Genomic DNA, 20,516 nt, shown 5'->3' with positions numbered 1-20,516 from the left:
GCTATCCGGGCGGGGCGATCTGGACGGCGCGCATTGTCGCGCCATATCCCTGAAACCTGCCGGCGGGCGGCCCGAAGCCGCTTCGTTGCAGGGGCGTGCCTCGCATTGTAGGCCGGCCAGGCAGCGGGCGCAGTCGGTGTCGCACCGACGCACCGGGCGAACGAAAACGGCCCCCGTCAGGGGGCCGGCAATGCGCAGGACGGCGCGGCTTACTCGGCGGCGATCACGTTCGCGGCGGCGGCGATCACTGCGGCGATACGGCCGACATCGCGCAGCTGCTGCGAAGTCATGCCCTGCTCGTTCTTCAGCAGTTCATAGTGCGACTTGACGCAGAAGTGGCACTTGCCGACGATCGAGGCGGCCAGCGCGTACATTTCGAAACGGCGCTTGTCCACGCCGCCGTGCGTCGCGTACGCGTTCATGCGCAGGCCTGCCGGCTGGCTCGCCAGATCCTTGTCGCCCGCCATTTCGATGTACGGGTACCAGACGTTGTTCATGCCCATCAGCGCGGCGGCCGTCAATGCGCCGTTCAATTCCTCGGGCGACAGCACGCCGGCATTGCGGATGGCATCGACGATGATCTTGCTCTTGGCGGCGAACGCCGCGGCCAGCGCCACGCCGACCGCATCGTTGCCTTCCAGCGAAGAGCGGGCGATGGTGCCGTCCAGGTTCAGGCGGATGTCCTTGGCGTAGTCCGGGACAAGATTCTTGATCGTGCTGAGGAATTCCATAAAATTCTCCTATCGCATTGGGCTCAAAAAACCCGCACAGGCGGGTTTGATGGCGGGGGAATATTCCCCCGCTCGGTCCTGCGCGTGCCTACCGGCCTGGCCGGCAGGGACGTTCGCATCGACCTTACAGCGTGGCGCCGCCAACGGCGCGGTTGCACGGGCACAGCTCGTCCGTCTGCAGACCGTCGAGGATACGCAGCACTTCTTCCGGGTTACGGCCGACGTTCAGGTTGTTCACCGAAACGTGCTGGATCACGTTGTCCGGATCGACGATGAAGGTGGCGCGCAGAGCAACGCCAGCGTCCTTCTCGCGCACGCCCAGCTGGTCGATCAGCGAGCCGGTGGTGTCGGCAAACTGGTACGACGGCAGCTTGTCCAGGTCCTTGTGTTCACGGCGCCATGCCAGCTTGACGAACTCGTTGTCGGTCGAGCCACCCAGCACGACTGCGTCGCGGTCGGCGAAGTCCTGGTTCAGCTTGGCGAAGGCCACGATTTCGGTCGGGCAGACGAAGGTGAAGTCCTTCGGGTAGAAGTAAATGATCTTCCACTTGCCTTCGAACGACTTCTCGGTGATGTCTTCGAAAGCGGACTGGCCGTTCTCTTCGTGGTTGTTGAAACCCGGCTTGACACCGACAACGTGGAACGGTTCGAGCTTGTCACCAACGGTCTTCATGGACTTCTCCTGATACGGTTGAACAAATGCCTGCGCTGGCCGGCCAATTGCGGACAATGGCCGCCAGCCCAACGAAAGGGGAGTATGCAGCATCCTCTCGCCAAGGGCTAATTGAAAATCTCAAAGAGGGCGATAGGGGGCAGTGGTGGGCCGGCAGAGACGCTTCCCCCCTCTGGCCTTCGAGTGGAGAGAGCCGGGGAGAGCGGCAGGTCTTCACCGACGGCAAGCGTGCTTTCAAACGATGACCGTGCGATGGCAGGATAGTTCTGCGAGGCGCAGGGTCATGCCTTTCTGAAGCATGCGCTGACGATCAGGCCACTGCCGGGCGGCGGCCGGTTCGTCAGCAGCAGACGGCCGCCGTTGCGCTGCATGATCCGGTTGACGATCGACATGCCAAGCCCCGCGCCCTTCGCTTCGCTGCGGGCCGCATCGAGCCGGTAGAAGGGACGGGTCAGCAACGGCAACTGCGATTCGGGTACCCCGGCGCCGCGGTCGGCCACCACCAGCACCGACTCGCGGTCATGGCAGCGCGTGGTGATCTCGACCTGGGCAATGCCGGTTTCCGGATTCTTGGCGTAGCGCCTGGCGTTCTCCACCAGATTGTCCAGGATCCGCCGCACTTCCATCCGGTTGGCGAGCGCCAGTACCGGCCCGTTGGCGCGCACGTCGATGCGCACGTCGTCGTGGGCGGCATAGACGTTCACCGCGTCCTTGACCACGGCGGTCAGGTCGACCGGTTCGCTGCTGTCCTGGGTGGGGCGCGCGTAGTTGAGGAACTGCCCGATGATCGCGTCCATCTGCTCGATGTCGGTGATCATCGCCTCGCGCGTGCAGTCGTCCACCGGGGACATCTCCGTTTCCAGCCGCAGCCGGGTCAGCGGCGTGCGCAGGTCGTGCGAGATCCCCGCCAGCATCACCAGCCGGTCATCGTCCACCTGGCGCAGGTCGCGCACCATCTGGTTGAAGCTGTGATTGGCCTGCGCCACCTCGCTGGCGCCGTGCTCGGGTAGCGGCGGCGGTGCGCCGCCGGCGCCGATGGCGCGGGCCGCGTCCGCGAGCCGCTTCAGCGGCCGGTTGACCCGCGCGGTGATGAAGGCCGCGCCGAAGATCGACAGCAGCACCGCGGCCACCGTCCACCACAGCCATTGCAGGCCCGGCACCCGTTCGAAGCGCTCGGGGCTGATCGCCACCCAGTAGTCGTCCCCCTCGATCTCGAAGCTGACCCAGACGCCCGGGATATCGTTGACCGTGGTGGCGATCACCGTATCGCCGCCCAACCGCTCGCGGATCTCCTGCTGCACCAGCTGGGTCAGGAAGGGATTGGCGGTGGGCGTGGTGAAGTCGTCGTCCCGCTCGCGCGGATAGACCTTGATGCCTTCATTCTGCACCAGGTCGAGCAGCAGGAAGCGGCGCCGGGCGGGGTCCGAGTAAAGCAGGGCGGCGCGCGTCAGCTTGACCACGCTGACCACCTGCATGGCGATCTGCTGGGCACGCGGGGCGCGTTCGAACAGCCGGTAGCTCTGAAACCAGATGCCCAGCGAGATGGCCAGCAACAGCGCGATCAGCATGAAGGTTCGCCAGAACAGCGAACCGAAGAAGCGCGTGGCTGTGCGCTTGATACGTGTCGGCACCTCGACCGCCGTGCCTTACTTGACGCCGTCCGGGATGAACACGTAACCCAGGCCCCAGACGGTCTGGATAAAGCGGGGGTTGCTCGGATCGGGCTCGATCAGCTTGCGCAGCCGCGAGATCTGCACGTCCAGACTGCGGTCGAATACTTCGTACTCGCGTCCCCGCGCCATTTCCATCAGCTTCTCGCGCGACAGCGGCTGGCGGGGATGGCGGGCGAACACCTTCAGCACCGAGAACTCGCCGGTGGTCAGGGTGATTTCCTCGTCGTTCTTGCTCAGCGTACGGGTCGCCAGGTTCAGCACGAAGTCGCCGAAGGCAAAGGTCTCCGGCGTTTCCGACGGCGCGCCCGGCACTTCGGCCGGGCCCTTGCGGCGCAGCACGGCGTGGATCCGCGCGATCAGCTCGCGCGGATTGAACGGCTTGGGCAGGTAATCGTCGGCGCCCATCTCCAGGCCGACGATGCGGTCCACATCCTCGCCCTTGGCCGTCAGCATGATGATCGGGGTCTGGTCGTTGGCACCGCGCAACCGCCGGCAGATCGACAACCCGTCTTCCCCGGGCATCATCAGGTCGAGCACCAGCAGGTCGAAGCGTTCGCGCAGCCAGAGCTTGTTCATGGCGGTGGCGTTCTCCGCCACCAGCACGGTGAAACCCTGCTCGCCCAGATAGCGGCGCAGCAGGTCGCGCAGACGAGGGTCGTCGTCCACGACGAGAATCTTGTGGCTGGTATTTTCCATGGCGCTAATCTTAACGAGTCCCGAAGGGGGGCGAAACGGCTTAACAAAAGGTTACAACGGTTACTGCGCTCGCGCCCAGGCCGCGTTGTCAGGTGCGATTACACTGCGCCTGCGTCACGGCAGGCGCACCCTGGTCGTTCCGAGGGCGCGTCCGTGCGAGGACGGGCATGACATTATCGATGAAACCGAATACCGACCGGCAGTCTCCCCATCGTTTCGGCCGTGCGAAACGCCGCATCGCCGGCGTTCTTTTCCTGCTGTGCTGCCACGGAGTGGCCTGGGCGCAGTCGCCCGGTGTCAGCGCGCTGATGCAGGGGCACGGACGGACGGGGCGCGCCCCTGATGGCGTCGCCCGCCAGGAGCGCGACCGGGTCGTGCCCAAGCGTGCCGCTACGCAGCGCGAGGCGCGGGCCCGCGCCCTGCGCTATCGCGCCGAGCGGGACGCCGGCCGGTCGCAACGCGGCGGCCTGTCGGCCGAGGAGCGCCGCCGGCTGCGCCAGAGCCTGTACGAGCTTGGCCGGGAAATGTACCACGGCGGCTAGGCTGCCGGTCCCGACCACCCGGCCTGCCTTTCTCGCGGTCCCTCAGTCCTCCTGCTTCGGGCGGAAGTGCCGCAAGAAGTCGACGAACACTTCCGCCGCCAGTTGCGCATCTTCCGCCGTGATGGTCTCCAGCGGATTGTGGCTGATGCCGCCGTTGCCGCAGCGGACGAACAGCATCGCGACATCGGTGATCCGATGCATCATCATCGCGTCGTGGCCGGCGCCCGAGGGCAACTCGAACGCGGGCAGCCCGCGCTTGGTCAGCACCGCGGCGAACTGATCGCGCAGCCAGCTCGCGCAAGGCGCGTTGTTGACCGGCGGCACCCGTTCCACCTCGGCGCGCACGCCGCGCCGCTGCGCGATCGCCTCGATGCCCGCCACGATATCGGCGATGGCGGCCTCGCGCAGCGCATCGTCGCCGGCGCGGATATCCATCGAAAAGTGGCAGGCGGCCGGGATCACGTTGCTGGAGCCGTCCGGCACGGTGAACTGACCGACCGTGCCCACCAGCGTCGGCGCCTGCCCGCAGCGCGATTCGACCAGCAGCACCATTTCAGCCGCCGCCGCCGCGGCGTCCTTGCGCATCGTCATCGGTGTGGTGCCGGCATGGCTCGCCAGTCCTGTCACCCGTACCTGGAAGCGGCTGCTGCCAGCAATCTGGGTAACGATGCCAAGCGGCAGCTCGTGGTGCAGCAGCACCGGTCCCTGCTCGATATGCACTTCGACGAAGCCGAGCAGGGTAGCCGGGTCGACCGCCGCCGCCTGCAGTGCGGCAAGCTCGCCGCCGCCCGCCAGTTTCGCATCGGCCAGTGCCTGTGCCAGCGTCACGCCGTCGGCGTCGGTGCGCGCCAGCAGGTCCGGGTTGAAGCGCCCGGCCAGCACGCTGCTGGCCAGGAAGCTGGTCTTGAAGCGCAGCCCTTCCTCCTCGGCGAAGGCCACCACGTCCAGATGGTAGGGCAGGCGCACGCCGGCACGGTTCAGCTCGGCAACCACCGCGATCGGCAGCAGGATGCCAAGCCGCCCGTCGTAGCGGCCGCCATTGCGCACGGTGTCGAAATGCGAGCCGGTCATCAGGACGCGCGGCTGGCCCTTGGGGTCGAGCGGCGCGTCGCCCGCGGCGGCATAGCGGCCAATCACGTTGCCGATCGCGTCGACGCGAACCTGCATGCCGGCGTCCCTCATCCGTTGGGCCAGCTCGGCCGCGGCGGCCCGGTGCGCCGGCGTCAGGAAGGCGCAGGTCAGGCCGCCCTCCATGTCGGAGAAGCGGGCGAGCGATGCGGCGTGATCGAGAATGGTCTGGCCAAGGGAGGAAGTCGGACTGGTTTGCATCTGGCAGGGGTTGGTTCGGGTGAAGGAGGAATCAGGAATGTCGTCCGCGCGCCGGCGCCGCGTCGGTCAGCAGCCTGGCGGCGGCGCTGCCGCTGCGCATCGCCGCCTCGATGGTGGCGGGATAGGGTCCGGCGGTATAGTCGCCCGCCAGCGCAAGACCGGCCACGCCGATGTTGTTGTGCGGACGCGGCAGGCCGGGCACGCAGCGGAAGGTCGCGCGCTTCTCGGCGACGACGAAGTGGCCACGGTCCGCGCGCAGCGTGCCGGCGTCGGGCACGCAGGTCCGGAGCTGACGCGCGAGCTGGTCGCGGACGCGCCGCGCCAGTTCGTCCTGCGCCAGCGTGACCGCATCGTCGGCGGCGCTGATGACGACGGACCATACATTGTCGCAGCCCGGTGCGATCTGGGCCAGTGCCGCGCGATCGAACACGAACTGGCCCAGGTCGTCGCCCGTGGAGAGCGCCAGGAACGGACGCGGCAGCCGCAGCCCGCCAACGTTCACATGGACCGTGACGATGGGCGCGTAGCGCCAGTCCGCGAGCATGGCCGCCGCGGCCTGGGTGCCCGCAAGGCCGGTCGCCGCCAGCAGACGCGCCGCCTGCTGTGGGGCCGTGGCGACGACCAAAGCGCGGCTGCGATGACGGCCGCGTGCGGTATCGATGGACCACCCGTCGGCGCTGGCCGCGAAGCCGCGCACGGCGCTGCCGGTGCTGACGGCGCCGCCCGCGCGGCGGACGACCTCCGCCGCGGCTTCAGGAAACAGCGCACTGAGATCCCGCGCGGGAATCAGCATGTCGCTGTCGCCGTCCTGCCCGAACAGCGCGTCGGCCAGGACCCGGCGGAACACCGCCGCGTCGGCTTCATTGGCCGGCGTGTTCATTGCCGCCACGCACAGCGGCTCCCAGAGCCTGCGCCAGAGCGAGTCTTCTCCCTGGCCAGGGCCCGCGGCCTCTGCTGGCCAAGCATCGAGCCACTGGCTCACGGTGTCGTGCGGTTGTCCCTGGTGCTTGTTCGATGCGCGTCGCAAGGGCAGCAGCTGACGCGCGAGGCCGAGGCGTTCGGCCAGCGTCGGACCTTGCGCCCGCAGGGCGAGGCCGAGCAGATGCCATGGCGCCGGCAGACGCGGCGCGCACAGATTCCAGCCATCCGGGTAGCACAGTTGCAGCGGCAAGCGCACCAGCGCGCGCTCCGGATCGATCCCGGCGCGGCGCATCAGCGCCAGGGTGTGCCGGTAGGCGCCCAGCAGCAGATGCTGGCCGTTGTCCAGGGGCCCCGCCATATCGGCATGGGTGAGGGCCACGCGGCGGGCCCGGCCGCCGAGCACCGGCCCGGCCTCGAACACCTGCACGCGGTGGCCTGCCTGGGCCAGTTCGAGCGCCGCGGCCATGCCGGCCCAGCCCCCGCCGACGATCGCGACGTCGCTGTCGGGCAACGGCGCTAACCGTTGCGCATCCACGTCTTCCATGCGATCCACAGCTTGCGCAGCGGCGTCAGCGAGATGCGCTGATTCAAGACCTGGAAATCGCTCGCTTCGACCTCGTCGAGCAGCGTCTGGTAGATCGCGCCCATCACCAGGCCGGCCCGCTGCGCACGGCGGTCCTCGGGCGGCAGCACGGCCAGCGCTTCCCGATAGAGCGTGCGCGCCCGTTCGGCCTGGTATTGCATCAGGGCGACGAAGCGCTCCGAGTGCCGGCCCTGCAGGATGTCGGCGGCCGGAACCTGGAAGCGCTGCAATACGTTGACCGGCAGGTAGATGCGCCCGCGCCGGGCATCCTCGCCGACGTCCCGCACGATGTTGACCAGTTGCAGCGAGCGGCCGAGCTTCTCGGCGAATTCCAGCGTGGCCGGATTGCGGTAGCCGAAGATGCGCGCGCTCATGGTGCCGACCACGCCGGCCACGCAATGGCAGTAGCGGTCCAGCGCGATCTCGTCCAGATAGCGCGTCTGCGTCAGGTCCATCTCCATGCCGTCCAGCACTTCGGCCAGCATCGGCAGCGTCAAACCGCAGGGAGCCAGATGCGGCTGCAGCGCGCGTGTGGTGGGATGGGTGGGATCGCCGGCGAACAGGCGTTGCAGTTCGGCCCGCCACCACAGCAACTGCTGTTGCGCGAGGGCGAGGTCATGATTCTCGTCGGCCACGTCGTCCACCTCGCGGCACCAGGCATACAGCGCGGTGATGGCGCGGCGGCGCTCGGGCGGCAGGAACAGGAAACTGTAGTAGAAGCTGGAGCCGCTTTGCGCGGCTTTCTCCTGGCAATACTGGTCGGGCGTCACGCCGGTCTCGCGAGAGAGGTGGGGCTCAATGATCGGGCTCGTTCGGCTTGCGCATGCGTGCGGCGCGCCAGAGCAGCAGCGCCCAGTCGGCGGCACCGAGCGTCGGGCGGCGCCGGAACACGTCGTAGCCGGCCGCCTCGATCCGTTCGAGGATGCGCAGACCGCCTTGCACTACCAGGCGCAGTTCCCAGCCGATACGTGGCTCCAGTCCGGCGGGCAGCGTCAGCGCGAGCGAAGCGCCGGATTGTAGCATTGCCCTTGTGCGGCTTACGAGGTCTGCCAGCAGGGCCCGCCAGCGCCCGTCGCACCGTTCTTCGCCCAGTTGCGCCTCGGTGACGCCGTGCCTGGCCATCATGTCGGCCGGGAGATAGACGCGGCCCCGTGCATGGTCGATCGCCACGTCCTGCCAGAAGTTGACCAGTTGCAGTCCGGTGCAGATGCGGTCCGCCAGCAGGATGCGTTCCGGGGTGGCCGTGCCGTACAGATGCAGCATCAGATGACCCACCGGGTTGGCCGAGCGGCTCGAATAGTCGAGCAGGCTGTCCCAGTCGGGATGGGGGCGGAACAGCACGTCCTGGCGGAACGCCTGCAGCAGGCAATGAAAGGGCGCGAGGGGCAGCGCATGGTCGCCCACCACACGTTGCAGCGCCTGCAGCAACGGCACGCCGGGGTCGGCGCCGGCAGCAATGCGGTGCAATCCCTGCTCCAGCGCGTCCAGTGCCGCCAATCTTTCCGGGGGCGCCGCGTCCCCCTCGTCGGCAATATCGTCGGCGGTGCGTGCAAAGTGATAGATCACCGCCACCGGCCGTCGCAACCTTGCCGGCAGCAACAGGCTGGCGACAGGAAAGTTCTCATAGTGCGTGACCGGTGCATCGGCATCGAGCGTGGCGCCGGGGCGGGAAGGGTGGGCTGGCATGGGCCGGATTAAACCATGCTCGCCTCCCGGCCAGCACCGTTTGACGCCGCGTTTCTGCCGCCCGTCGCGTCGTGTTTGACGCACTCATGATGCGTGGATATATTACTGACCGTCGGGTTACTGACCCGCGGGTTATTTATTCCCTCCTTGAGGAGGGGAGTCGCCCGGTTGCGCTGCCCGAGGCGAGCGCGACCAGTCGACCCGGCATGGCGCTGCAGGCTGGCGCAACCCCGATTCCAGGCTGTTAGGCTGCCCGCCTTGTTCGCTGCCGCGGGCTGTTGTGGACCCGATCTCGATCACCCGATGCCAGTGCCTCTCTCCAGGCCCGACGTGCCGGCCGGCGCGTTTCCCGCCCTTCGTCCTGCGTCCTTCCTGTCCCCGCGTCCCATGCTGACCTGGCCGCGTGCGCCGTTCGCCCTCATGCTGCTGCTCGCCGCGATGCTGCTGGCCGGATGCGGGCGCGAACCTGAACAGGTCGACGTGGTGCGGCCGGTCCGGCTGATGCAGCTGCAAGCGGCGGCCGGAGCGGCGGCCTATGAATATTCTGGCGAGATCCGCCCGCGCATCGAATCGCGCCTGGGCTTCCGTGTGGGCGGGAAGATCGCCGCGCGCCTGGTCGATGCCGGCGCGCCGGTGCGCCGCGGCCAGCCGCTCGCCAGGCTGGACCCCGCCGACCTGGCGCTGGCGGAGACCGGGGCAAGGGCACAGTACGAGGCTGCTCGTACCGATCGGGATCTGGCTGCAGCCGACCTGCGGCGTTACACGGACCTGTATCACAAGGGCTTCATCAGCGCCGCGGAGCACAACCGGCGAGAGTCGAATCTCGAGGCCGCCGCCGCCCGCCTGCGGCAGGCCGAGGCCGCGCTGCGCGAGCAGCGCAACCAGACCCAGTACGCGGTGTTGCAGGCCGATGCCGATGGCGTGGTCACCGCCATCGAGGCCGAAGTGGGCCAGGTGGTCAGCGCGGGGCAACCGGTCGTGCGCGTGGCACAGACGGCGGAGAAGGAAGTCGCGATCGGCCTGCCCGAGGATCAGGTGGACTGGCTGCGCAGCGTGCGCGATGTCACCGTCCGCACCTGGGCCAGCCCCGAGCGAGTGATGGCGGGGCGGGTGCGCGAGATTGCCGCCGCGGCCGATCCGGTCACCCGCACCTACGCCGCGCGCATCTCGCTGCCGGAGGCGCCGGCCGAGCTCAAGTTCGGCATGACCGCCGCGGTTACCTTCCAGCGGCCCGGCCAGCAGCAGGGCGTGCGGGTCCCGCTGACCGCCTTGCTGCAACAGGGCGGCCGCAACCTGGTGTGGGTCTACGAAGGCGCCAGCGGTACCGTGCAGCCCGTCGAGGTAAAGCTGGGCGAGCCGCTGGGCAACGACATGGCAGTGACGAGCGGCCTGCGCCCGGGCCAGACCATCGTTACCGCGGGCGTGCATCTGCTCAAGCCCGGACAAAAGGTCCGGCCGCTGCAGGCCCCGGCGGCTTCCGCTGCGCGCGGCTGACGAGGTCCAGGGGCGCCCATGGAGCATTCGCGTTTCAATCTGTCGCGCTGGGCCCTGGAGCACCAGCCGCTGACCCGATATCTGCTGGTGGTGCTGCTGCTGGGCGGGCTGCTGGCGTTCTTCCAGCTCGGCCAGGACGAGGACCCGCCGTTCACCTTTCGCGTCATGGTGGTGCAGGCGTACTGGCCCGGCGCCACCGCCGAACAGATCGCCCTGCAGGTCACCGACAAGATGGAGCGGCAGCTGCAGGAGGTTCCCTATGCCGACAAGATTCGCAGCTTCTCCAAGCCGGGCGAAACCACCATCATCTTCCAGCTGCGCGACGACGCCCCCGCCAGGGAGACCGCGCAGATCTGGTACACCGTCCGCAAGAAGATCGGCGATATCGCCTCGACGCTCCCGTCTGGCGTGCAGGGGCCGTTCTTCAACGACGAGTTCGGCGATGTCTACGGCACCATCTACGCGCTGTCGGCGGATGGGTTCACCTACAAGGAGCTGCGCGAGTATGCGGACCTGGTGCGCCAGCAGCTGCTGCGCGTGCCCTCGGTCGCCAAGGTGTCGCTGATCGGTCTGCAGGATGAAAAGATCTATATCGAGTTCCACCAGGGCCGGCTCGCGCAGCTGGGGCTGGACCTGAACGCAATTGCCGACCAGATCCACCAGCAGAACGACCTCGCCGCCAGCGGCGTGCTGATCACGCCCACCGACAACGTGCAGGTACGCGTCAGCGGGCAGTTCGCCAATGTCGACGATCTGCGCAACATCGCGCTGCGCGGCCCCAATGGCGCCGCCAATATCCGCCTCGGCGACATCGCCAGGGTGTATCGCGGCTATGTCGATCCGCCTGCGCCGCGCATGCGCTTCAACGGCAAGGATGTGATCGGGCTGGGCATCTCGATGGAGCGGGGCGGCGACATCATCGAACTCGGCGAACAGCTGCGTGCCGAGGCGGAGAGGCTGCGCCGCAACTTGCCAGTCGGCATCGAGATGGAGCAGGTCCAGGATCAGCCGCAGGCGGTCACGCGCTCGGTCAACGAGTTCGTCAAGGTGCTGATCGAGGCCGTGGTGATCGTGCTGGCGGTCAGCTTCGTCTCGCTCGGGCTGCATACGCGCCCGCTGCGGCTCGACGTCCGTCCGGGGCTGGTGGTCGCGCTGACCATTCCGCTGGTACTCGCGGTGACCTTCCTCTTCATGAACATCTTCGACATCGGCCTGCACAAGGTATCGCTTGGCGCGCTGATCATCGCGCTGGGGCTGCTGGTCGACGACGCCATCATCGCGGTCGAAATGATGGTGCGCAAGCTGGAAGAAGGGTTGTCGCGGATGGAGGCGGCGACCTTTGCCTACACCTCCACCGCGATGCCGATGCTGACCGGCACGCTGATCACCGCCGCCGGCTTCCTGCCGGTCGGCCTCGCACGGTCCACGGTGGGCGAGTACACCTTCGCCATCTTCGCCGTCACCGCGCTCGCGCTGGTGCTGTCGTGGTTCGCCGCGGTCTATTTCACGCCCTATCTTGGCTATCTGCTGCTGAAGACGCGCAGCGGCGACGGCTGCCATCACGAAGTGTTCGACACGCCGTTCTATGCACGCTTCCGGCGCCTGGTGGACTGGTGCGTGGAGTGGCGCAAGACCGTGATCCTGGTCACGCTGGCGACTTTCGTCCTCGGCATCTTCTCGTTCCGCTTCGTGCAGAAGCAGTTCTTTCCCGATTCCAGCCGGCCCGAGCTGATGGTGGAGATGTGGCTGCCCGAAGGCGCCAGCATCGCGCAGACCGAGCAGGAGGCGAAGCGCTTCGAAGCCGCGCTGCGCGGCGACCCCGATGTCGCCCGCGACGTGGCCAGCATTACCACCTTCGTCGGTACCGGCGCGCCGCGCTTCTATCTGCCGCTGGACCAGATCTTCCCGCAGAGCAATGTGGCGCAGCTGATCGTGTTGCCGGTCGATCTCGAGGTGCGGGAGCGCCTGCGGCTGCGCATCGTCGCGCTGCTCGCAGAACAGTTCCCGCAGTTGCGCGGCCGGGTCAAGCTGTTGCCGAACGGGCCGCCGGTCGCCTACCCGGTCCAGTTCCGCGTCATCGGTCCCGATGCCGCCGGCGTGCGCAGGATCGCCGACCAGGTACGGGAGATCATGAGCGCGAACCCCAACACCGTCGGCGTCAATGACAACTGGAACGAGAACATCAAGGTGCTGCGCCTGGAGATCGACCAGGACAAGGCACGCGCGCTGGGCGTGACCACCGATGCGATCGCGCGGGTCACGCAGACGGTGATGACCGGCGCGCCCGTCGCCGAGTACCGCGACGGCGACAAGCTGATCGATATCGTGATGCGCGCCCCGCTCGACGAGCGCGACGCCATGACTGACCTGCGCAATGTCCAGGTGCCGACCAGCCAGGGCACCGTGGTGCCGCTGACGCAGCTGGCCCGCATCGACGTGCGCTCCGAACCGGGCATCGTCTGGCGCGAGAACCGCGATTTCGGCGTCACCGTGCAGGCGGACGTGGTGGACGGCGTCCAGGGCCCGACCGTCACGGCGCAGCTGGACCCGCAGCTGGACAAGCTGCGCGCCGACCTGCCGCCCGGCTACCTGATTACCGTTGCCGGGGCGGAAGAAGAGAGCGGCAAGGCCGGTGCATCGATCGCCGCGCAGCTGCCGCTATGCGTGTTCCTGATCTTCACGCTGCTGATGCTGCAGTTGCACAGCTTTTCCCGGTCCGTGATGGTGTTCCTGACCGGGCCGCTGGGGCTGATCGGCGCCGCGGCAACGCTGCTGCTGCTGAACGCGCCGATGGGATTCGTCGCCCAGCTGGGGATCACCGCGCTGGTCGGCATGATCATCCGCAACTCGGTAATCCTGGTCGATCAGATCGAGCAGGACGTGCGGGCTGGCGTGCCGCAGTGGACCGCCATCGTGGAAGCGGCGGTGCGCCGCTGCCGCCCGATCGTGCTGACGGCCGCCGCCGCCGTGCTGGCGATGATTCCCTTGTCGCGCTCGACCTTCTGGGGGCCGATGGCCGTGGCGATCATGGGCGGGCTGATCGTGGCGACGGTGTTGACGCTGCTGTTCCTGCCGGCCTTGTATGCGGCCTGGTTCCGGGTGCGGCGGCCGGAGAGGGGGACGGCGGTGATGGCGGGATGATGCGAGGGGTGGTCCCGACGCGAGCGTGGCGCCCAAGCACGGTATGGATCGGTACCGGTTTTCAGCGCAGGTAATTGAAAGGCAAGCAGGTCGACGATAGCTAGGCTTGCGGGATCGCATGCAGTTTGCTCCCGCGCGCTTCACGAGCGCGACGGGCATCCAACCAAGCCGAGATCCGCGCCATCATGCACAAGCTTGCCATTCGCGTTGTACCTGATGCATCCAATCCGCTCGCCTATGCCGACAGGAAGGAGGCCCACGTTCCGCTCTTGGGCGGGTTGCGACAGGAAGCCGGGCTTTGGGTCCGCTTCAAGGTCGCGCTATGCAAGTGCTGGGGGCGCGTGGTCGATCTGCTGTTCCGTTGGCCTTGCCATGGTAGGCGCAGGCGGTCCGCCGGCCAGGAGCGCCACCCATCGGCCTCCCCACAAGGGAAGGCGCCAGCCATCCGTTCGGACTCAGTGGCGGCTCCCTCCTTTATAACGCAGCGGGGGGCGACCGGATCTCTGGCTGGAACGGAGGCGCGGCAAGGTGGTCCGGCGCCCGACGGCCTTGCTGGCCTCAATCTCGGATCTGATGGCTGGCGCGAGGCGCAGGACGCCGCTGCGCACGGTGCAGTGCAACAGACCGAATCCAATCAGGCGCGTGCAGCAAGCGAGCAACATCCCGTCCTTGCCGCGGTCGTAGACCTGCTGTCTACTTTCGACGACGCGTCGATGCGCTGCTTCGAGGACGCCGTTGATACGCTGCGGGCGCTTGAGGACAACGAGTTACGCCCTCAGTTCGAGGCGCAACTCGATCTGGTCGGCGACTTCATCGTCATGCATCTGATCAGGTGGCCCCACAGGATTGCGCAGCGGGAACTGACGGCGATGGGCAGGTGCCCGGTTCTGCCGGAGACGGTGCGTGATCGGTGCCGCGAGATCGAGCAGGTCCGCGTTCTGAGCGCGGCGCTTCTCGCCGAGGAAAGGGACTGGACGCAGTTCACGGCAAAGATGCAGGCTTTGGTGTTGAGATCGCTGCAGTTCGCCCTGCAGTTACCACGTTCCCTTCCATTCCATCGCGTTACACATGCCGCTGCCCACGTCCTGCGGGAGTGTCTGCGGTCCGAAGCGCGGCGCCTGGAGCCGCAGGCGCGGCAACGCCTCACTGCCTTCCTCCAGAATGCCGATGCCGTCCACGAAATGCATGATCTTCTGGAAAGGGTCGGACCGGAAAGTTTCTCCTCGCAGCTGCAGGCTGCCTCGACGCTGGAGGTCCGGCAAAGCCTGCTTGACATGATCGCGGTCCTGGCTGCGGCCTTTCATATCCTGTGCACCGAATTTCAGATCGTCCGCGCCCAGGGCCGGGGCGAGGGGGCAAGAGGAAAGATGTATGGCATCTCCGTTGTTCGCGAGTCTGGCGTGGTGCAGCTGACGCGCCTTGTCAACGTTGGCTGCCTTGTTGCCGTAGAGGGTCGGGCGCGGCGCGCGGTGATGGATTACCGCTCTGTCCCGGCCGCGCAGTGGGAGCAGTCGCTGATGACCGGCACGGCCGCCGAAGAGCAGGTCGATTGCGTGCTCCTGACTCACCACGACGAACCGCTCGCTGTTCGGTTGTCCGCGCTTCCTATTCCTTCGTCACTGCTAGCCGTGCTGCTTTCAAGCACGGTACGGGGCTGGGATGTGAACCTGCGAAAGCAGGACTGGGATGGCTACGAGACGGCTGCACACAGCTACGCGATCGAGCCGCAGGCTTCACCGGCCGGCCCTGTCACAAGCCGCATCCACCTGACCCAGGCACCCCGTGAGGCGGTCGATGCTGTGCTTCACCTGCTTGCCAATCTCGCGCAATGCTGCCGAGTCGATGGGGTGTTCGACGAAGCAATGTGGGCGCGGCTGACCACCACATTCGGGCCAACGCTTGCAACCGCGCTGGCCTCCCAATCAGACGCGCCGCGATTGCACGGATGGCTGGGGGCGGCTCACCGTCTGGATTGCGAGGCAGAAGGCGGGGAGCAGGGCTATCTTTGCCAATCGTTACCGGAGGGCAGAGTTTCGGTGCGCAGTGAGCTGCGCCGTACTGCCAGGGCGCTGGTATCCTCAACGGGCGCCGAGACAGTCCTGCATCGCCCGCTTTCATCCGTCGTGGTGAGCGGGGAAGTCATCGTCGGTAGAAAAGGCACGGTGCAGGCGGGCGAAGTTGTTGTTTGCTCGGTCCTTGTTGCCGCCGACGACCTCGACAAGCCCTAGACGGGCCCGCTTCCCGTCGCCCCCCGACCTGTCCGGCCAATTCTCCCTAACCGCCGCTGTCCTCCAGTTCGAACACCACCTCCTGCGCGCCTTCCCACAACACCTTTGTTCCCAGGGCGCGCAGCTGTTCCTTGCCTTCCACCACCGTCAGAAAGTGGTTGCCGGCAAGCTGCCCCATCTTGCTGGCGAAGCAGCAGCTGCCGTACGCCAGAATGATCTCGGTCTCGCTGTAGCCGCCAGGGTAGAAGAGGATGTCGCCGACAGACGGGTGGCTGGTGTGGTTCTCGAAACCGACGCCGAGCTGATAGTCGCCCAGTGGAATCCAGCAGCCTTCGCCGCTCCAGCGTACATGAATCAGCTTCTGCCGGTAGGGCAGCAGAGTGAGGAATGCGGCGACGGTTGCGGGTGCATCAGGATGGGTTTCGGCGACGAAGCGATAGCCGCCTGCAGTGATGCGAATACGGGTCATGCGTGTACCTTGAGGATGCGCTCGGCGAGCGCGACCAGCGAGCGGTCGCTGCCCGCGGGGCCGAGCAGGGAGATGCCGAGGGGAGCGCCATCGCGCGCGGCGAGGGGCAGGCTGATCTGCGGAAAGCCAGACAACCCGGCTAGGCACAGCATCTGCACGGACATGTTGCGGTAGGTTTCGAGCGCGTCGCCGCTGGCCTCGGCGAGCGGCGCGATGTCCGGCATCGATGGCATCACCAGCACGCCGTCGCTGCCGAGCAGGGCGGCAAGATGCGCGGTGAAGCCTCGCCGCACCGCTGTCGATTCCCGGTATTGCCCTTCGCTGACGCCCTTGGAGAAGGCGAACCTTGCCGCAACGTCAGCGCCGAGCTGCAGGCCATGCGATTCGATCAGCGCGCCGTCACTGCGCCACGCTTCCCAACCCTGCACATAGCGGAAGGCCCAGTAAAGCTCCTCGAAGGAGCGGTCTGCCGCCCGCACGGGCAAGGCCGGGCCAAGCGCTGCCTGCACGCGTCCCAGCGCCGGGACCAGCGCGTCTCGCGCCTCCGGCAGGCACAGCGCGAACACGTCCTCGGCCAGCAGCAATCGCGGCGTCGGCGGCAGTGGCATCTTGTCGGCGACGAGCAGCACGTCGGACACCCGCGCGAAGACGTCGGCCTCGCTGGCGAAGTAGCCGCAGGTGTCCAGACTGTCGCACAGTGGCAGGCACCGATCGAGCGAGATCCGCCCATGGGTGGGGCGAATCCCGAACAGTCCGCAATGGTTGGCGGGCGCCCGGACCGAGCCGCCGGTATCGGTACCCAGGGCGAAATCGCATAGACCATGGGACACGGCGGAGGCGGACCCGGACGAGGAGCCGCCGCAGATCCGTTCGGGTGCCGCACCGTTGACCGGGGCGCCATAGTGGGCGTTCTTTCCGTTCATCGAGAACGCCAGTTCATCGGTGTGCGTCTTGCCGACCAGTTCGGCACCGGCGTCGAGCAGCTGCCGCACCACCGGCGCGGTCGAGCTGCGGATGCCCGAGCGCGCGAGGACATGCGGATTGCCGCCACCGGTGGGATAGCCTTCGACGTCGAACAGATCCTTGACGGCGAAGCGCAAGCCCTGCAGAGGGCCATCGGCGGCGTGCGGCACGGCGACGAAGGGGTAGGGCATGAATGCCCGGGACGGGTGAGTGGCAAGGGCCATGTGAGCGGATCGGTAGCGGGAAGCGTGGAAAAAAAGGCGCGGGCAAGCCGGGTGGCGTCAGGCGGCGGCGAAATTCGGCTCGGTATTCGACACGTCGAGGCTGGGCCGAGCAGCCGCGCCCTCGGCCAGGACGCATGCCACCCGGTGACCCCCGCCCAGGTCGATCGTCGGGGGGGTGTCGCCCAGGCACTCGGGGCGCGCGTGTGCGCAACGGGCCGCGAAGCTGCACCCTGGGGGCAGCGCGGACAGGTCGGGCGGCGCGCCGGGGATGGTCTGCAAGCGCGCCCCCTTCTCCATGCCATGCTGGCGGCTGTTGAGCAGCGCGACGGTATAGGGGTGACGCGCGTCGCGCATCAGCGTGCCGATCGGCGCTTCCTCGACGATCCGACCCCCGTACATCACTGCGACGCGATCGGCGATCTCCACCGCGGCGCCGATGTCGTGGGTGACGAAGACGATGGCCAGACCGAGGTCACGTTGCAGTTCGCGCAGCAGGATCAACACCTGAATCTGCACCGTTGCATCCAGCGCGGTGGTCGGCTCGTCCGCCAGCAGGATGCGGGGATTCGGCGCAAGGGCGAGCGCAATCATCGCCCGCTGCCGCATGCCGCCGGACATTTCGTGCGGATAGGCGGAAAGCCGCCGCTCGGGGCTGGGAATCCGCACCGCCTGCAGCGACCGCAAGGCCTGTTCGCGGGCCTGCGCTGGAGAAACCGCGGCATGGGCCCGGATCGATTCGACGATCTGCTGACCGACGGTATAGACGGGATCGAGCGCGAGCAGCGGTTCCTGAAACACCATCGCGATCTTGCCGCCGCGCAGCTTCGCCAGACCACGGGCGTCCAGGCGCATCAAATCTTCGCCCTCGATCCGGATATCCCCCTGGATCTCGGTACGGCGCGGAGGATGCAGCCGCATCAGCGCGCGCAACGTCACGCTCTTGCCCGATCCGGATTCGCCAATCAGCGCGACCGCTTCGCCGGCGCCGACGTCGAGCGAAACGCCGTTGACCGCGCGAATGGTCTTGCCGCCGCCGCGGAAGGCGACATGGAGATCCCGCACCGAGATCGCCTTCGGTGCCGGGGCGTGCGACCGGGTTGGGACGGCGAGATTGGGTTCGGCTGTCACAAGCAGATCTCCTGGGAAAGGTCGACGGGGCGCTGCGTGAGCGCGTGCGGCATCGGCGGCATGCGCTGGCCGTGGCCACCGGCGGGATCGGCCATCAGACAGGCGACCGGATGTCCTGCCACGGTATCGGTCAGCACGGGCATGCGCCGCGTGCAGACCGGCTCGGCGAAGGCGCAGCGCGGATGGAAGCTGCACCCGGGAGGTGGATCGATCGGATTGGGGGGATCGCCTGCCAGCGGCGCCGTCTCGGTCCGGTGGTCCGGATCCATCGATGGCATCGAGGCGAGCAGCGCCCGGGTATACGGGTGGGCGGGGTTGCGGTAGATCGCCTCGGTGTCGCCGATCTCCACCACCTTGCCCAGATACATCACCATCACGCGGTCGCACAGATACCGCACCACGTTCAGGTCATGGCTGATGAAGACGTAGGTCAGGTCGAACTCCGCCTTCAGGTCCATCAGCAGATTCAGCACCTGCGCTTCGACCGATTTGTCCAGCGCCGACACGGCCTCGTCCAGGATCACGAGTCGCGGCCGCAGGACCAGCGCACGAGCGATATTGACGCGTTGTCGCTGGCCGCCCGACAGTTCGTGCGGATAACGGCCGGCGAAGCGCGCGGGCTCCAGTCCCACGCGCGAAAGCAGATACCGCGCACGCTCCGTGGCCTCGCGCGCCGGTACGCCGTGCACCCGCGGCGTGAAGGCAATCGACTCCTCGATGGTCAGGCGCGGGTTCAGCGAGGAATAGCTGTCCTGGAACACCATCTGCACCTGGCTGCGGAATCGCTTCATCGGCAACTGGTGCGAGCCGACGCCCTGCGCGTCGAAGATCAGCTCGCCAGTGTCCTGCCGCAGCAACTGCATCAGCAACCTAGCCGTGGTCGACTTGCCGCACCCCGATTCGCCCACTACGCCCAGCGTCTCGCCCTTGCGTACCTCGAAGCTGATGCCGTCGACCGCCCGCACCACCGTGCCGCCGGCCTTGGGTCGCCAGGGCAGGGCGGGCATGCCGTTCTTGAGCGGGAAGTGCTTTACCAGGTCGCGCGCGATCACCAGCGGTTGGGCAGGGCCGCCGATATCGCGATCCAATTCGGGTTGCAGCATGGCAGTTTCCTCGGTGACGGTGGCGCTCATTCCTTGATCTCCATCGCCGAGCGGATGCCGTCCGCCAGCAGATTGAACGAGATCGAGGTCAGGAAGATCATCGCGCCGGGCAGCGCGGCGACCACCGGCTGGCTATAGATCGCCGTGCGCAGCGTATTGAGCATCAGCCCCCATTCCGGCTCGGGCGGCTTGACCCCGAGCCCGAGGAAGGACAGCCCGGATGCCAGGATCATCGATACCGAAATCAGGCTGGTCGCGTAGACGAAGATCGGCCCCAGCACGTTGTTGAGCACGTGGACCCGTACGATGGTCAATGCCGACGCGCCGGAGGCCCGCGCGGCGTCGACGAACTCGCGATTCCGCACCTGCGTCGTAACGCTCTCCGCCACGCGCACGATCTGCGGTACGAAGACGATGGTCAGCGACAGCAGCGCGTTGCCCACGCCCGCACCCAGCGTGCCCGACAGCGCGATCGCCAGCAGCACGGACGGAAAGGCGTAGAACACGTCGACCACCCGCATGATGGCCGTGTTGACGAAGCCCCCGGCGTAGCCGGCCAGGATGCCGAGCGCGCTGCCGATGACGAAGGCAATCAGCACGGGCGCGATGCCCATGAACAGCGACAGCCGGGCGCCCAGGATCAGGCGTGACAGCATGTCCCGACCAAGTTCGTCCGTGCCCAGCGCAAAGCCCTCCGTGCCCAGCGGTTTGAGCCGCTTGAGAATCGACGAGGCGTAAGGATCGGCCGGCATCAGCAGCGGTGCGAACACCGCCATCCCGATCAGCGCAAGCAGCACCAGGGCGGCCAGCATGGCCAGGCGATTGCGGAGCAGACGGCGCCCGACCGTGGACCAGTAGCCGGGTGAGCGCTGTATCCTCACATTGGCCTGTGGTTGCAGCGGGGCTTGCGTTGGCGGCGACGACATCGAAGC

17 protein-coding genes are annotated in these 20,516 nt (G+C 67.4%); 4 read left to right on the top strand and 13 right to left on the bottom strand.

Annotated elements, in window-relative coordinates; genetic code table 11:
• Window positions 1–209: 209 nt before the first annotated feature.
• From K6V06_RS11300 to ompR, 4 genes are all read right to left on the bottom strand, one after another.
• Window positions 210–731, bottom strand: a complete 522-nt coding sequence (locus tag K6V06_RS11300) for a carboxymuconolactone decarboxylase family protein (protein WP_222243389.1) — start codon at window positions 729–731, stop codon at window positions 210–212.
• Window positions 732–855: 124 nt separating this feature from the next.
• The gene (locus K6V06_RS11295) at window positions 856–1,404 is read right to left on the bottom strand and encodes a peroxiredoxin (RefSeq protein ID WP_222243387.1); all 549 of its coding nucleotides are present in this window, start codon (window positions 1,402–1,404) and stop codon (window positions 856–858) included.
• Window positions 1,405–1,685: 281 nt separating this feature from the next.
• Entirely contained in the window at window positions 1,686–3,035 is a 1,350-nt protein-coding gene (locus tag K6V06_RS11290; protein ID WP_222243385.1) for an ATP-binding protein, read from the bottom strand.
• 15 nt (window positions 3,036–3,050) lie between these two features.
• On the bottom strand, window positions 3,051–3,773 hold the full coding sequence (gene ompR, locus K6V06_RS11285) for a two-component system response regulator OmpR (protein ID WP_222243383.1): 723 nt from the start codon (window positions 3,771–3,773) through the stop codon (window positions 3,051–3,053).
• Window positions 3,774–3,952: 179 nt separating this feature from the next.
• On the opposite strand from ompR, the gene K6V06_RS11280 reads away from it, so the two are divergent.
• Entirely contained in the window at window positions 3,953–4,315 is a 363-nt protein-coding gene (locus K6V06_RS11280; protein ID WP_222243371.1) for a hypothetical protein, read from the top strand.
• 42 nt (window positions 4,316–4,357) lie between these two features.
• Here K6V06_RS11280 and K6V06_RS11275 read toward each other — a convergent pair whose 3' ends face one another.
• From K6V06_RS11275 to hpnC, 4 genes are read right to left on the bottom strand one after another with little or no spacing between them, the layout of a single operon-like run.
• Window positions 4,358–5,644 (bottom strand): Zn-dependent hydrolase, encoded by a 1,287-nt coding sequence (locus tag K6V06_RS11275; protein ID WP_222243369.1) that lies wholly within the window; start codon window positions 5,642–5,644, stop codon window positions 4,358–4,360.
• A 31-nt stretch (window positions 5,645–5,675) separates the two neighbouring features.
• The gene (gene hpnE / locus K6V06_RS11270) at window positions 5,676–7,109 is read right to left on the bottom strand and encodes a hydroxysqualene dehydroxylase HpnE (protein WP_222243367.1); all 1,434 of its coding nucleotides are present in this window, start codon (window positions 7,107–7,109) and stop codon (window positions 5,676–5,678) included.
• Window positions 7,082–7,918 (bottom strand): presqualene diphosphate synthase HpnD, encoded by an 837-nt coding sequence (hpnD, locus tag K6V06_RS11265; protein ID WP_222243365.1) that lies wholly within the window; start codon window positions 7,916–7,918, stop codon window positions 7,082–7,084. The genes hpnE and hpnD overlap by 28 nt, the downstream gene beginning before the upstream one ends.
• Before the next feature lie 25 nt (window positions 7,919–7,943).
• Window positions 7,944–8,834, bottom strand: a complete 891-nt coding sequence (gene hpnC / locus K6V06_RS11260; protein WP_222243363.1) for a squalene synthase HpnC — start codon at window positions 8,832–8,834, stop codon at window positions 7,944–7,946.
• 387 nt (window positions 8,835–9,221) lie between these two features.
• Here hpnC and K6V06_RS11255 point away from each other — a divergent pair, with 387 nt between their 5' ends.
• From K6V06_RS11255 to K6V06_RS11245, 3 genes are all read left to right on the top strand, one after another.
• Complete coding sequence (locus K6V06_RS11255; protein WP_255581772.1) at window positions 9,222–10,328, top strand: efflux RND transporter periplasmic adaptor subunit; 1,107 nt, start codon at window positions 9,222–9,224, stop codon at window positions 10,326–10,328.
• An 18-nt stretch (window positions 10,329–10,346) separates the two neighbouring features.
• Window positions 10,347–13,469 (top strand): efflux RND transporter permease subunit, encoded by a 3,123-nt coding sequence (locus K6V06_RS11250; RefSeq protein WP_222243359.1) that lies wholly within the window; start codon window positions 10,347–10,349, stop codon window positions 13,467–13,469.
• A gap of 614 nt (window positions 13,470–14,083) precedes the next feature.
• On the top strand, window positions 14,084–15,697 hold the full coding sequence (locus K6V06_RS11245; RefSeq protein ID WP_222243357.1) for a hypothetical protein: 1,614 nt from the start codon (window positions 14,084–14,086) through the stop codon (window positions 15,695–15,697).
• A gap of 46 nt (window positions 15,698–15,743) precedes the next feature.
• Here K6V06_RS11245 and K6V06_RS11240 read toward each other — a convergent pair whose 3' ends face one another.
• Genes K6V06_RS11240 through K6V06_RS11220 form a run of 5 tightly spaced genes read right to left on the bottom strand, consistent with a single transcriptional unit; the run spans window position 15,744 to window position 20,510 of the window.
• Window positions 15,744–16,166: a DUF3830 family protein gene (locus K6V06_RS11240; protein ID WP_222243355.1), complete on the bottom strand. Its 423-nt coding sequence runs from the start codon at window positions 16,164–16,166 to the stop codon at window positions 15,744–15,746.
• A complete protein-coding gene (locus K6V06_RS11235) occupies window positions 16,163–17,353 on the bottom strand; it encodes an amidase (RefSeq protein WP_222243353.1) in 1,191 nt (396 codons plus the stop codon). The genes K6V06_RS11240 and K6V06_RS11235 overlap by 4 nt, the downstream gene beginning before the upstream one ends.
• A 57-nt stretch (window positions 17,354–17,410) precedes the next feature.
• Window positions 17,411–18,481, bottom strand: coding sequence for an ABC transporter ATP-binding protein (locus K6V06_RS11230; RefSeq protein WP_222243351.1), 1,071 nt, complete (start codon window positions 18,479–18,481; stop codon window positions 17,411–17,413).
• On the bottom strand, window positions 18,478–19,614 hold the full coding sequence (locus K6V06_RS11225) for an ABC transporter ATP-binding protein (RefSeq protein ID WP_304524123.1): 1,137 nt from the start codon (window positions 19,612–19,614) through the stop codon (window positions 18,478–18,480). Before K6V06_RS11225 ends, K6V06_RS11230 begins: the two co-directional genes overlap by 4 nt.
• A complete protein-coding gene (locus K6V06_RS11220) occupies window positions 19,611–20,510 on the bottom strand; it encodes an ABC transporter permease (protein WP_222243543.1) in 900 nt (299 codons plus the stop codon). Before K6V06_RS11220 ends, K6V06_RS11225 begins: the two co-directional genes overlap by 4 nt.
• Window positions 20,511–20,516 lie beyond the last annotated feature (6 nt).

Origin of the sequence: Cupriavidus sp. AU9028 (assembly GCF_019795295.1) — a bacterium.
Lineage (GTDB): Bacteria > Pseudomonadota > Gammaproteobacteria > Burkholderiales > Burkholderiaceae > Cupriavidus.
Note: the sequence above shows the minus strand (reverse complement) of the source record. Positions and strands in the feature narration are given on the sequence as shown.

What these genes read in the sequence shown, in the direction of transcription:
- K6V06_RS11300 (WP_222243389.1), bottom strand. Translation starts at nt 731, where the DNA reads ATGGAATTCCTCAGCACGATCAAGAATCTTGTCCCGGACTACGCCAAG.
- K6V06_RS11295 (WP_222243387.1), bottom strand. Translation starts at nt 1,404, where the DNA reads ATGAAGACCGTTGGTGACAAGCTCGAACCGTTCCACGTTGTCGGTGTC.
- ompR (WP_222243383.1), bottom strand. Translation starts at nt 3,773, where the DNA reads ATGGAAAATACCAGCCACAAGATTCTCGTCGTGGACGACGACCCTCGT.
- K6V06_RS11280 (WP_222243371.1), top strand. Translation starts at nt 3,953, where the DNA reads ATGAAACCGAATACCGACCGGCAGTCTCCCCATCGTTTCGGCCGTGCG.
- K6V06_RS11275 (WP_222243369.1), bottom strand. Translation starts at nt 5,644, where the DNA reads ATGCAAACCAGTCCGACTTCCTCCCTTGGCCAGACCATTCTCGATCAC.
- hpnE (WP_222243367.1), bottom strand. Translation starts at nt 7,109, where the DNA reads ATGGAAGACGTGGATGCGCAACGGTTAGCGCCGTTGCCCGACAGCGAC.
- hpnC (WP_222243363.1), bottom strand. Translation starts at nt 8,834, where the DNA reads ATGCCAGCCCACCCTTCCCGCCCCGGCGCCACGCTCGATGCCGATGCA.
- K6V06_RS11255 (WP_255581772.1), top strand. Translation starts at nt 9,222, where the DNA reads ATGCTGACCTGGCCGCGTGCGCCGTTCGCCCTCATGCTGCTGCTCGCC.
- K6V06_RS11250 (WP_222243359.1), top strand. Translation starts at nt 10,347, where the DNA reads ATGGAGCATTCGCGTTTCAATCTGTCGCGCTGGGCCCTGGAGCACCAG.
- K6V06_RS11240 (WP_222243355.1), bottom strand. Translation starts at nt 16,166, where the DNA reads ATGACCCGTATTCGCATCACTGCAGGCGGCTATCGCTTCGTCGCCGAA.
- K6V06_RS11235 (WP_222243353.1), bottom strand. Translation starts at nt 17,353, where the DNA reads ATGGCCCTTGCCACTCACCCGTCCCGGGCATTCATGCCCTACCCCTTC.
- K6V06_RS11225 (WP_304524123.1), bottom strand. Translation starts at nt 19,614, where the DNA reads ATGAGCGCCACCGTCACCGAGGAAACTGCCATGCTGCAACCCGAATTG.
- K6V06_RS11220 (WP_222243543.1), bottom strand. Translation starts at nt 20,510, where the DNA reads ATGTCGTCGCCGCCAACGCAAGCCCCGCTGCAACCACAGGCCAATGTG.